We start from the raw sequence: 11,886 nt of genomic DNA, 5'->3' as shown, positions 1-11,886 counted from the left end.
GATGGAACGCATAAGCGGCGTTTCCTGCACGGTCGGCGAAAGTCCAACCTGGAGCGCCGCCGACAACGCCTGGTTCTGGGTCGATATCCCGGCCAGGCGCGTGTGGCGCATGGATGGCGCCAGCGGCGCCACCCGCTATTGGGACAACGCGGAAATGGTCGCCTGCGTGGCGGCCAAGTCCGGCGGCGGCCTGATCGCGGGCATGGAAACCGGCCTGTTCAGCCTGACGCTGGACGCGGAACCGTCCGCCAGCGCGTTCAAGCTGGCGGCGCCGGCGTCCGGTCTGGGCGACGGGATGCGCTTCAATGACGGTCGTTGCGACCGTCAGGGGCGCTTCTGGGCCGGCACCATGTTCATGGACATGAGCGCGGCGCGCGCGGTCGGCCAGCTGTATCGCTATGACGCGCAGCGCGGCATTTCGGCGCCGTTCGTGTCCGAACTGTTGACGCAGAACGGCACGGCGTTCTCGCCGGACGGCCGCACCATGTACCTGTCGGATTCGCATCCGCAGCGGCGCATGGTGTGGGCCTTCGATTACGACATCGCCGATGGCGTGCCGAGCAACCGCCGCGTGTTCGCCGATATGAGCAGCCACACCGGCCGTCCCGACGGCGCCGCCGTCGATGCCGACGGCTGCTACTGGATCTGCGCCAACGACGGCGGCTGCCTGCTGCGCTTCACGCCGGACGGCAAGCTGGACCGCCGCCTCGATGTGCCAATGCTCAAGCCCTCGATGTGCGCCTTCGGCGGCAAGGATCTCGATACGCTGCTGGTCACCTCCATCGTCTCCGGCAAGCCGGAGGATGCGGAGTGGGGCGGGGCGGTGCTGCTGTTGCGGCCGGGCGTACAAGGCGTTGCCGAAACGCCGTTCGGCGCCTGATCATGGGGTGGATACTATCGCGGTGTCTGCCCTTTTTGTTTGCGGCCTTGCTGGCCGCCTGCGCGACGGGGCCGCGCGACTACACCAATCCTGTGATTCACGCCGACTATTCGGACCCGGACGTGATCCGCGTCGGCGCGACCTATTATCTGGTTTCCTCCAGTTTCAACAACGCGCCGGGACTGCCGCTGCTGCAATCACCGGACATGGTCAACTGGACCCTGGTCGGCCATGCGCTGCCGCAACTGGTGCCGGCGGCGGTCTTCGCCACGCCGCAGCATGGCAAGGGCGTGTGGGCGCCGTGCCTGCGCTACCACGACGGCAAATTCTGGATTTTCTATCCCGATCCGGATTTCGGCATCTATGTGATGACCGCCACGGACTTCGCCGGGCCATGGAGCGCGCCGCGTCTGCTGGCCGCCGGCAAGGGGCTGATCGATCCGACGCCGCTGTGGGACGACGACGGCCAGGCCTACCTGCTGCACGCATGGGCCAGGAGCCGTGCCGGCTTCGCCAATGTGCTGACCCTGCGCCGCATGGCGCCGGACGCCAGTCGTTTGCTGGACGACCAGGGCACGGTCATCATCGACGGTAACAAATTGCCGAAGTACACCACGCTGGAAGGACCGAAATTCTACAAGCGCGACGGCTACTACTATGTGTTCGCGCCCGCCGGCGGCGTGGAAACCGGCTGGCAGTCGGTGTTCCGCTCGCGCAGCATCGGTGGCCCGTATGAGGACCGCATCGTGCTGACGCAGGGCGCCTCGCCGGTGAATGGCCCGCATCAGGGCGCATGGGTACAGACGCCGCAGGGCGAGGACTGGTTCATCCACTTCCAGGACAAGCGTGCCTATGGCCGCGTCGTGCATTTGCAGCCGATGGTGTGGCGCGACGGCTGGCCGCTGATCGGCAAGGATGTCGGCCAGACCGCCGGCGTGCCGGTGGCGCGCTATCGCCTGCCTGTGGCCGGGCAGCCCGCCGCCGCGCCGCCCACCAGCGATGAGTTCAACGGCGACGCGCTCGGCCTGCAATGGCAGTGGAACGCCAACTGGCAACCGGCGTGGTACGCGCTGGGGGAGGGGCGGCTGCGGCTGTTTGGCCAGCCGCGCGGCGGCAACCTGTGGGACGTGCCGTCGCTGTTGCTGCAAAAGCTGCCGGCGGAGGCGTTCACGGTGACGGCCAAGGTCGATGCGTCCGGTCTTGCCGAGAGCGGTGTCGCCGGCCTGGTCATGTATGGTTCCGACTATGCCTGGCTGGGCACGCGCCGCAGCGACGGCCGCACGGCGCTGGCGCTGGTGAGCTGCTACAAGGCGGACGCCAATTGCCACGAGCAGCAGGAGGCTGGCGTCGAGCTGCCGTCGCCGCGGGTGTGGCTGCGCATGCAGGTGCTGGCCGGCGGCGTGACGCAGTTCTCGTACAGCGTGGACGGCGCCAAGTACACGCCGATCGGCGCGCAGTTCACGGCCAGGATGGGCCGCTGGGTCGGCGCACAGATGGGGCTGTTTAGCGCCGGCAACGGCGGTCACGCCGATATCGACTATTTCCGCGTCAGCCCCTGATCCGTTTGGTTTAAATCAAACGGACATCACAAACCCGTGCAGTAAAATGGCCCTCACCATAGGGAGGTGCGCCATGAAGACCATGATGCTGAGTTTGTCGTGCGAGATTGATGACTTTCTCACGGCCGTCGCTTGCGAGCGGGGGATCACCAAGGCCGAGGCCATGCAGGGCGCGGTTGCGTTGCTGAAGATCGCTTACGACCAAAAGCACCGCGGCGACGGTTCATCGCTGGGGCTGGTGCGCCGCATGCCGGACAATTCCCTTGAAGCGGTTGGCGTGGTCACCGGGGTGTGATGGGGGGCGGCTGATCGAAGCGCGGCGCCGTAAGGCCGTGCCGCGCCCGATCAGCATGTCGCCTGTCAGGCGGACAGCGTGGTGTTATGCACCGTGTCGCCGATGGTGACGTTGTTCAGCGTCAGTCCTTTGACGTTGTAGAGGAACCACGGTGCCTCGGTGTTGACCGGCGTGCCGAAATCGCAGTCGGTGATGGTCACGTCGGTGACCGGCACCACCGGCGGCATCGGGCCGGCGCCGTTGTAGTCCGAGGCCACCGGGCCTAGAATCACAATCGCCTGATAGCACGACACCAGCTTGCCGTCCTTGGTCTTCACATTGCCGGTGCGGATGTTGGAGATCTGGATATTGCTGACCACCGGCGGACGGGTCCGCACGTTGTCGCTGATCGGCGTGTAGTCACAATCGAAGGTGACGATGGCGCCGGCGGCGGTGGCCACGGTCTTCGACTGAATCGGCGAGCCCGGCAGCGAAGCGTAGAACGACGGCGTGGTCTGCACGCCATTCGGCACCGTGCAATCGCGCACGTAGAAGTTGCGCAGATAGCCGCCGCGATTCAGGTTGGTCTTCATGCGGATCGCGGTGTTCAGCGGATTGGTTTTCCAGTTGGCGTTTTCAAACACCAGCTTTTGCGCAAACACGTTCTGGATGCCGCCGGCCATCTCGCTGCCCAGCGTCACGCCGCCGTGGCCGCTGTGCATGATGCAGTTCTGGATCACAATGTTCTGCGACGGGCCGTACTGCGTATCGAGGTCCTTGCCGGCCTTGATGGCGATGCAGTCGTCGCCGGTGTCGAAGGTGCAGCCCTCCACCAGCACGTGGTCGCACGCCTCCGGATCGAAGCCGTCGCTGTTGGGGCCGTGGCTGTGGGCATGCACATTGCGGATCACCAGATTGCGGCAGTGGACCGGGTGGTGCATCCAGAAAGGCGTCTGGACCACATGGTAGCCTTCCAGCAGCACATTGGTGCAGCCGATAATCTGGATCATCGGCGGACGCAGATAGTGGCCGACGCCGAATACACGTTTGGACAGCGCCACGCCGGCTTCCGACAGCGCCGGCAGGTATTGCGCGTCCGCGCGCCAGCGCTCGCCTTCGCCCTGGATCAGCACGCGTTCCGCCTCGGTCAGCGCAGGCGCCACCATCGACAGCGATGTCGCGTTCAGCGGATTGACGGTGTTCTCCGACATCTTGCCGGCCTTGAAGTTGGGCGTGGTGCCCTGGCCGACCGAGTTGATGGTTTTCTGTTTGCCCTTCCAGGTCCACCAGCAGTCGCCCTGGTCGTTGAACGGCAGGCCGCCCTGGCCATCCAGCGTCGCGGTCCAGTCCTCGCCGGTCAGCGCGATGTTGTTCTGGCCGTAGGCGTACACCATCGGCGAGTAGTTCAGGCAGTCGTTGCTCTGCCAGCGCGAGATGGTCAGCTTGCCGTGCTTGCCACAGTCGATGTCGCCGTACTTGGCGTAATCGGCCGGGTTGTGCGAGAAGTAGACGTGGGCGTTTTTCGCCAGGTGCACGTGGACGTTCGACAGCAGCACCATCGGGCCGGCGACGAACCAGTTACCCGCCGGGATCACCACGCGGCCGCCGCCGGCGTCGTGGCAGGCCTTGATCGCGGCCTTGATGGCGGCGTAGTTGTCGAACGCGCCGGCGGCCGGGGTGTTGATGTCGTCCTGCTCCTCGTGCGAGATCCAGGCCTTGGCCTTGGTCAGCTGGCACGGCTTGGCGCCGAACTTGGTGATGTTGAAGTCCTGCTTGCGGAACTTCAGCGGTTTGGAGACGTGGTCAATAATGGCCTGGGCCTGCAGCCACGGATCGGGCGCGGTGGCCGCCATCGCTGGAAGACTGAGCGAAATTCCCGCCGCTGGCAGGGCTTTCATCAGGTTGCGGCGCTGGTTGTTGAAGGTCATGCTGTATTCCTTATTCGTCCGAGTTGTTGAATTCACCGAGGAAGATATCGACCGGTGAAGGTGGTTGCGTATAGCCGAGATCCTTGACGGGATCGATGCCGGCGGCGACAAGGTTTTTCCAGTAGTCGTCCGAGTTGTACTGCGCCGGACGGTAGGAGATGCTGCCTTTCTTGTTCCAGTCATGCCATGGTTGCTGGCGGTTGATGTGCGGGCCGATGCGCGAATTGAGCACCACCATCTTGCCCACCGCTTCCAGCGAGCTGCGGGCGATGGTGCCGGTTGGCGCCTGGTAGACATTCACCGCGCCGTAGGTGCAGCGGTAGCCTTCCACCGCGAGCGGCGCATAGGGCGTGCAGCGCGAGCCGGAGAACCACTGGCGCAGCAGGTAAAAGTCGCCGTTCTTCTTGCCCTCGTGCGTGAAGCGCACCTGGTCGAACACGAAGCCGTAGCGGGTCTTCACATGCGTGTTCGGTGCGGCGGCATAGGACACGCCACGGTCGCCCAGCGTGCGCACCTCGCTCTGGTGGAAGTAGGCGGTGCTGTCGCCGAAAATGAAGTCGACATCGCCTTCGATGTAAGACTTGTTGAAGAAGCTGCGCACCGTGCTGCCCACCTGCGGCGACTTCAGGAACAGCGTGTCCTGAAAGCCGATCAGGCGAACGTTCTCGAACTGCGCCTTGTCCACGCCGTCCACGCTCAGCGCCAGCGCCTGATGATGGATGTTGTTGATGTTGGGGAGCGACTCGGCGCGGGCGTTGCCGGTGTCCTTGTTGTAGCCGTTCTCGAAGGTCAGGTTGCGCGCCTGGAAGCCGTTGTTTTTGGCCCAGACGGTTTGCGTGCCGAAGGTGCCGATCTGCGCACGCTCCCTGACGCTGGCGAACATGGCCTGGATCGTCGCCGGCGCGCGGGTGAACTGCGCGCCGTGCGCGGCCGCATAGGCGGCGCCGGTCATCGACGCTTCCAGCCTGGCGGTGATGCGGGTGGCCGCGGCGTCCTTGCCTTCGCCGTACAGCGTGATCGGCGCCGCCTCGGAGGGCAGGTAGACCAGTTCCGCATACACGCCGGGCTTCAGCAGCACATACAGCCGCTTGGCGGGTTGCGCGGCGCTGTCCAGCACCGCGCGGTTGACGGCTTCCTGTACGCTGTTAAAGGTGCGCACGCCGTCGGCCGTCGCCGTCTTGTCGACGATATAGTCCGGCGTGAACGCGGCGCCTTTCGCCAGCGGATCGGCCAGCGGGTCCCATGGATCGATGCGTTCCTTGCCGGCTTCGCCCACGTACTTCAGCACTTCGCTATATGAAAACTGCTTCGCCTGCTCGGGCGTGAGTTGCGGCCGCGGGCTGGCGGCGGCGACCGGGAAGGGCGCGAAGCGGTTGGCGCAGGCGGCGGGGTCGTTGATGCTGACGTTGCGCTGCTCGACCCGCACCGGGTGCTGTTCGTCGTAGCCTTCCACCACCACCCGTCCCGGCGTGACGCTGTGCACATCATCAAAGCGGATGTTGGTGAAGACCGGCAGCAGCGAGCCCCTGGCTTTCTTGTCATAGCGGCCGCTGATATCGATCGGCGTTTTGACGTCGCGCAGGCACACGTTGCGATAGCTGATCTGGTCCACCACGCCGCCGCGCGAGACGTCGCTCTTGATGCGCAGGCCGGAGGTGGTGCCGTCCATGCTCAGGTCCTCGACCAGCACGCGGCGCACGCCGCCATTGGTCTCGCTGCCGATGGACATGCCATGGCCGCTGTAGAAGCGGTTGTGCAGGATGGAGATGTTTTCGGTCGGCCCGTTGTTGCCGGCCTTGATGGCGACGTTGTCGTCGCCGGTGCGGATATGGCTGTAGGCGATGGTGACGTTGCGCGACGAGATCGGATCGATGCCGTCGGTGTTGCGCGCGTCCGCCGGCGTGTCGATGCGCACGCCCCACGCGGTGAAGCCGTCCACCCGGTTCAGCGTAACGTGGAAGTTGGGCGAATTGCGCAGCGTGATCTTGTGCAGCGTGATGTCGCTGGCGTTGGTGATTTCGAGCAGGCGCGGCACGTTCTGGCGCGCGTCTTCCTTTTGCGCGCGGCGGGCGAGCTGCCACCACGATTCGCTGCCGCCGTCGATCACGCGGCCGCCCTGGCCGTCGATCACGCCCTCGCCATAGATGCCGCTGCCTTTGACGTTGTCGAGGGTGATGAAAGGCTTGCAGCCGCGTCCCTGTTTGTCGATGGTGCCGCAAGTGCCGGCGCCGCGGTCATACAGTTTGGGATTGATGCTGGCTCGTAGCGTGGCGCCGCTGTCGAGCAGCAGGCTGACACCGCTGCGCAAGGTCAGCGGGCCGGCGACGAAGCCGCCCGCCGATAGCCGCACCGCCTGGCCGCGCTGGCAGCCGTCGATGGCGGTCTGGATGCGCGCGGTATCGTCCGCGCCCGCGCCGGTCGCCAGCACGGTGCAGGACGGCGGCGGCGCCGGCTCGTTGACGGTGCGGCTGTCCTGGGTATGTGCCGCGCCGGTGGCCAGCAACACTGCCAGGCCGACGGAATAGCGGTAGGTCATCACTGCTCGTTCTCCGGTTTGAATTGGCCGGCCGTTTCCGGCACGGCGCGTTTGAGCTCTTCCATGACCATTCGCGAGAAGTAGGCGGCGCCCTTGGCGCCAAGGTGGGTGCGGTCGAAGGCGGTTTTGGCGGCGCCGGCCACTTCCACCTTGCCGGCGGCGGCCGGCTCGCCGTAGCCGTCCGGACGCGGCACCATGGCCAGCGTATCGGCCTGGTCCTGGCCCATGGCCTGGACGGCGGCGTAGCTGTCGGCGTTCAGGTCCAGCAGCGGCGTGTGCTGCGCGGCGGCGGTGGCGCGCACCACGTCGGCCCACGGCGCCAGGTTGTTTTCGAGCACGCCGGCCTTGAAGGTGCGACGCGTCAGCGGCGTTACCAGCACCGGCACGCCACCGAGCGCCTGCACTTCCTGCGCGTAGCGCGTCATATTGACGGGGAATTCGGTTTGCAGGTCGGTCGAGCGGCCAGGTTTACCCGGCTGATCGTTGTGGCCGAACTGGATCAGCACATAGGTTTTGCGGTAGGCATCGGCGCCGCGTAGCAGGCCCTCCACCTCGGCCCATCGGCCTTCTGCGCGGAAGCTGGCGGAGCTGCGGCCGCCCTTGGCGAGATTGATGCAGGTATTGGCGCGGTTGACGCGCGCGCAAAAGGCGTCGCCGTAGCCGCTGTTGCTGGCCATGGTCGAATCGCCGACCAGGATGAAGCGTACCGGTTTCTCGGCCGCTTGGGTGGCGCCGGCAAACAAGGCCAGCGCGGTGCTCAGGGAAAGTAGAAATTTCATGAAACTATCCTAAAAAAAGGGCGCCGGCCGCGATGCGGTCCGGCGCCCGATACTCAGGCGGCGTGACGCGGTTTATGCCGCCACGCTTTCATCAGAACGTGTAGGTTGCACGCACGTTGTAGGAGCGGCCGATCGGGCTGGCGGCGCTGCTCAGGTAACCGAAGGTATACCCGCTGTGGTTGGTCGCAGGCGGTTCGGCGTTGAACAGGTTGGTGATGCCGGCGGTGATCTGCACGTTCTTGAAGCCGTTGTAAGTGGTGGTCACGTTCCACAGCTTGTACGAGTTGATGTCGCGCCAGTATTGCTTGGCCACCAGGTTCTGGTCGGTGTACTTCGAGTTGTAGTTCTGGGTCAGCGTGCTGTTCCAGTTACCCGAGGCCCAGTTCAGACGCAGCGTGTGCTTCCAGCGGTAGGTGATGATCGGGAAGCTCGACGTGGTGCCGTTGCTGGCCACGCCGAACTGGCCGATGTTGGACACGAACGGGCTGCCGTCGAACAGCTGGTTGTCGAACTGCGTCAGGTAGGTGCCGTCCAGATTCACGCGGAAGGTGCCATACGAGGTTTTCGGGAACACGTAGGACGCGGAAACGTCGATACCGGCCGCCTTCTGGCCACCCAGGTTCATGGTGGTGTTGTTCAGGTAGTTCAGCGTGCCGTCGGCGTTACGCACGAAATAGGCGGCGTACTTGACCGGATCCAGGAAGTACACTTGCTCCGGCAGGTTGGCCAGCATGTCAGTCATGCGGATGTTCCAGTAGTCCAGCGACAGCGTGGCGTCCTTGAACGGTTCCATCACCACACCGAGCGTGTAGCCTTTCGATTTTTCCGGTTTCAGGCCGGCGTTGGAGCCGGTCTGTTTTGGCAGCTGCACGTTGCAGACATTGGCCGCGACCTGGCCGGCCACTGGCGTGCCGGTGCCGGCCACGCCTGGCGTGCCGCCAGGGCACAGCAGCGGGTCATCCCATTTGGCGGCGGTCAGGCCGGTGGCGCCGGGCAGGCGGTAGCCGTAGGCGTCGAACAGCGTCGGCGCGCGGAAGCCGGTGTTGGCCGAGCCGCGGAACATCAGTTGCTTGGCCGGTTCCCAGCGGAAGCTGATCTTCGGATTGACGGTGGTGCCGAAGTCGTTGAAATGGTCGGCGCGCACGGCGCCGTTCAGTTCCAGCGTCTTGGTGACCGGTGCGTTGATCTCGGCGAACAGTGCCGCCACGTTGCGCTGGCCTTCGCCGTGCGATGGGCTGGTGTTGGCGTAGGTGACGTCCGAGACGATGGCCAGCTTGGTGTCTTCGGTGGTGTCGCGGTGCAGGTCGGCGCCGACCGCCAGGGCCAGTGAGCCGCCCGACAGTTCCATCAGCGCCTTGCTGGCGGTGAAGTCGACGCCGGTGAAGGTCGATTTCGACGTGCGGTTCTTGGCGCCGTCGACGCCGATCGAAGCCAGGTAGGCCTTGCCGTCGGCGTCCTGCAGGCCGAACGGGTTGAGCTTGCCGTTTTTCAGGCCGTCGATCAGGCCCTGGCCGATCACGTAACCGGAGTCGTAGTAGTTGTCGCGGTTAGAGATACCGATCACCAGGCCGGCCTTGTAGTCCCAGCCGCCGATGATGCCTTCGTCGGTGACGGCGACGCGCTGGTTCAGCTGCACGTCCTTGGTGGTGGCGGCGCCCAGATCGGCCACCGCCCAGGTCACGGTCAGCGGCGCGTTGTTCAGGCCGGCCACGGCGGGGACGCCGCCGCTGCCACCCGGATACCATTTGCTGGTCGACGGCAGGATCGGCGCCACGCCCTTGACGGCCAGCGCGTTGGTTGGGTTGCGGGTAGCCTTGATGAATTCCTCGCCGCGCGAGTAATCGATGCTGACGGTGTGGTCTTCGCTCAGTTTCAACGTGCCGCGGGCGTAGAAGGTCACCTGCTGGTTGGCGTACAGCGCGTTGCCGTACTCGTTGTTGTCGATGACGCAGGTGCCTTTCTGGCCGGCGATCGAGTAGGGCGCCAGGCAGCCGCGGGTACCATAAGGGTTCTGCGCGGTTTTGTTGGTCGGCGTGGTGAAGTTGGCCGGGGTGGCGTTGCCGCCGGTGCCCAGGGTCGGCGCGCGGCCCAGTTGCGTCAGTTTGTCGACCGAGCTCAGGTAGGCGCGGTCAGAGGCGGCCAGCGCGGTGCGCTGGTGGGCGTCGACGGTGGCGTAGACGTTCCAGCCATCGGTTTGCAGGTTGCCCTTGCCCCAGGTGGCGGTCACGCGCTGCTCGTCGCCGCCGCCTTTTTTCTCCGGCTGCACCGCTTGCGCGGTCAGTTGCAGGCCGTCGAACTGGGTCTTGGTGATGAAGTTGACCACGCCGCCGATGGCGTCCGAGCCGTAGATCGAGGAGGCGCCGTCGCGCAGCACCTCGACGCGCGCGATCGCGCTCATCGGGATCACGTCCAGGTTGGCGTAGCCGTCGGCGATGGCCTCGTTGGCCAGGCGGCGGCCGTTCAGCAGCACCAGGGTACGGTTCACGCCCAGGCCGCGCAGATTGATGTTGGTGCCCGAGCCGGCGTTGGACGGCGCCAGCGAGGCCGATTGCGGCAGCGCCATCATGAAGTCGGCCAGCGTGGTCATGCCCTGCTTGACCATGTCCTCGGCCTTGATGCTGGTGACCGGCAACGATGCCTCGTTGGCGACGCGTTTGATGCTCGAACCGGTCACTTCGACACGGGTCATGTTGGCATCGTCGGATTGCGCGGATGCCTGATTGGTCAACGCCAGCACGGCCAGGCTAATCGCCGACAGCAGCAGGCGTGGTTGGGCGGAACGGTGCTTCACCGGATACTGGGACTTCATGGTACGTCTCCTTCGTCTCTTGAATAAAGTTATACGCAGCGCTGGCGTGCGGTTTGCGTGATTGGAGCACCTCGCGTACTCCGTGCCGCTGTGACGAGGGCCGCTTTGTGCAGACAAAGGGCGGCCGAGGTCGAGCCGGTCGATAACTTGATTGTTTTTTCTTTATTGTCGCGGACCGGCATCGAGGCCGGCCCTGCGTTGCTGCCTATCCTTTCTAGCCGCGCGAGAACGTGCGGGTGACGCGTTCGAGGTGGGCGCGCATGGCCTTGCGCGCCGCCGCCGGATCGTGGGCGGCGATCGCCTCCAGGATGCGGCGGTGGTCCTTCAGCGTTTCCTGACGCAGTTCCTCGGTCTGGAAGTGTTCCTTGAGCTTGTGCCACAGGCGGCCGCGCTGGTCCCACAGATAGTTCAGCGATCCGACCAGCGCGCTGTTGCCGGTGGCGCGCGCGATGGCCAGGTGGAAGTTGCGGTCGGCCTGCTCGTTGCTGGCGTAATGGTCGTGGTTGGTTTCCATCTCGATCACCGCCTGCATGATGGCGTCGATGGCGCTGTCGGTGGCCACGCGGGCGGCGATGGCGGCGATCTCGGATTCGATCAGGCGGCGCGCCGACAGCACCTCGAACGGGCCGGGGCCGGCTTCGGCCAGATCGCTGACCGGCGGCTCGGGCACTTCGCTGACATACACGCCGGAACCGCCGCGCACTTCGATCACGCCGCCCAGTTCCAGCGCGATCAGCGCCTCGCGCAGCGAGGCGCGGCTGACGCTGAGTTTGGTGGCGAGGTCGCGCTCCGACGGCAGGCGCTCGCCGGCGGCGATGTGTTCGTTGCGGATGAGTTCCTGAATGCGGTCCGCCACCACGCGATACAGGCGCGGCTCGTGGGCGGTATCGCCGGCGAATGGGACGGGTTTTTTCAGCATGATGTCTCGTATAATTTTCGTGGCTATTGGTTTGCCATCTGGTCAGGCCATTCTAAGGTGGTCAGACCAAATGTGCAATGTGGACTAGCCAAATTAATCGTAAACTGGCATACTCGATTCATGGAGCAGCCCCCTGGCACCGATGTTTACAGACGCAAACCCCAGTAAACATGCGGTTTTCAGGCTGTGGCGTGCAGACCAC

The 11,886-nt window shown here is 65.1% G+C and carries 8 protein-coding genes; 3 read left to right on the top strand and 5 right to left on the bottom strand.

All coding sequences use genetic code 11. The features are described from left to right. Nucleotide 1 precedes the first annotated feature (1 nt). The 3 genes from GTP44_RS05265 to GTP44_RS05255 all read left to right on the top strand — a co-directional run bounded on the left by GTP44_RS05265 (nucleotide 2) and on the right by GTP44_RS05255 (nucleotide 2,734). Nucleotides 2–880: an SMP-30/gluconolactonase/LRE family protein gene (locus GTP44_RS05265; protein ID WP_161018605.1), complete on the top strand. Its 879-nt coding sequence runs from the start codon at nucleotides 2–4 to the stop codon at nucleotides 878–880. A gap of 2 nt (nucleotides 881–882) precedes the next feature. Beyond that, nucleotides 883–2,439 (top strand): glycoside hydrolase family 43 protein, encoded by a 1,557-nt coding sequence (locus tag GTP44_RS05260; RefSeq protein WP_161018604.1) that lies wholly within the window; start codon nucleotides 883–885, stop codon nucleotides 2,437–2,439. Between the two features lie 73 nt (nucleotides 2,440–2,512). Further along, nucleotides 2,513–2,734, top strand: a complete 222-nt coding sequence (locus GTP44_RS05255; protein ID WP_160989517.1) for a hypothetical protein — start codon at nucleotides 2,513–2,515, stop codon at nucleotides 2,732–2,734. 65 nt (nucleotides 2,735–2,799) lie between these two features. Here GTP44_RS05255 and GTP44_RS05250 read toward each other — a convergent pair whose 3' ends face one another. The 5 genes from GTP44_RS05250 to GTP44_RS05230 form a co-directional block, all read right to left on the bottom strand. Continuing rightward, nucleotides 2,800–4,641: a glycoside hydrolase family 28 protein gene (locus GTP44_RS05250; RefSeq protein ID WP_161018603.1), complete on the bottom strand. Its 1,842-nt coding sequence runs from the start codon at nucleotides 4,639–4,641 to the stop codon at nucleotides 2,800–2,802. 10 nt (nucleotides 4,642–4,651) lie between these two features. Beyond that, the gene (locus GTP44_RS05245; RefSeq protein ID WP_161018602.1) at nucleotides 4,652–7,177 is read right to left on the bottom strand and encodes a pectinesterase family protein; all 2,526 of its coding nucleotides are present in this window, start codon (nucleotides 7,175–7,177) and stop codon (nucleotides 4,652–4,654) included. Continuing rightward, the gene (locus GTP44_RS05240) at nucleotides 7,177–7,956 is read right to left on the bottom strand and encodes a rhamnogalacturonan acetylesterase (protein WP_161018601.1); all 780 of its coding nucleotides are present in this window, start codon (nucleotides 7,954–7,956) and stop codon (nucleotides 7,177–7,179) included. Before GTP44_RS05240 ends, GTP44_RS05245 begins: the two co-directional genes overlap by 1 nt. 91 nt (nucleotides 7,957–8,047) lie before the next feature. Then, a complete protein-coding gene (locus tag GTP44_RS05235; RefSeq protein WP_161018600.1) occupies nucleotides 8,048–10,765 on the bottom strand; it encodes a TonB-dependent receptor plug domain-containing protein in 2,718 nt (905 codons plus the stop codon). Nucleotides 10,766–10,979: 214 nt separating this feature from the next. Further along, complete coding sequence (locus GTP44_RS05230; RefSeq protein WP_160989512.1) at nucleotides 10,980–11,684, bottom strand: FadR/GntR family transcriptional regulator; 705 nt, start codon at nucleotides 11,682–11,684, stop codon at nucleotides 10,980–10,982. Nucleotides 11,685–11,886 lie beyond the last annotated feature (202 nt).

This window comes from Duganella lactea (genome assembly GCF_009857505.1).
Classification (GTDB): domain Bacteria; phylum Pseudomonadota; class Gammaproteobacteria; order Burkholderiales; family Burkholderiaceae_D; genus Rugamonas; species Rugamonas lactea.
This window is presented reverse-complemented; position numbering and strand designations above follow the sequence as displayed.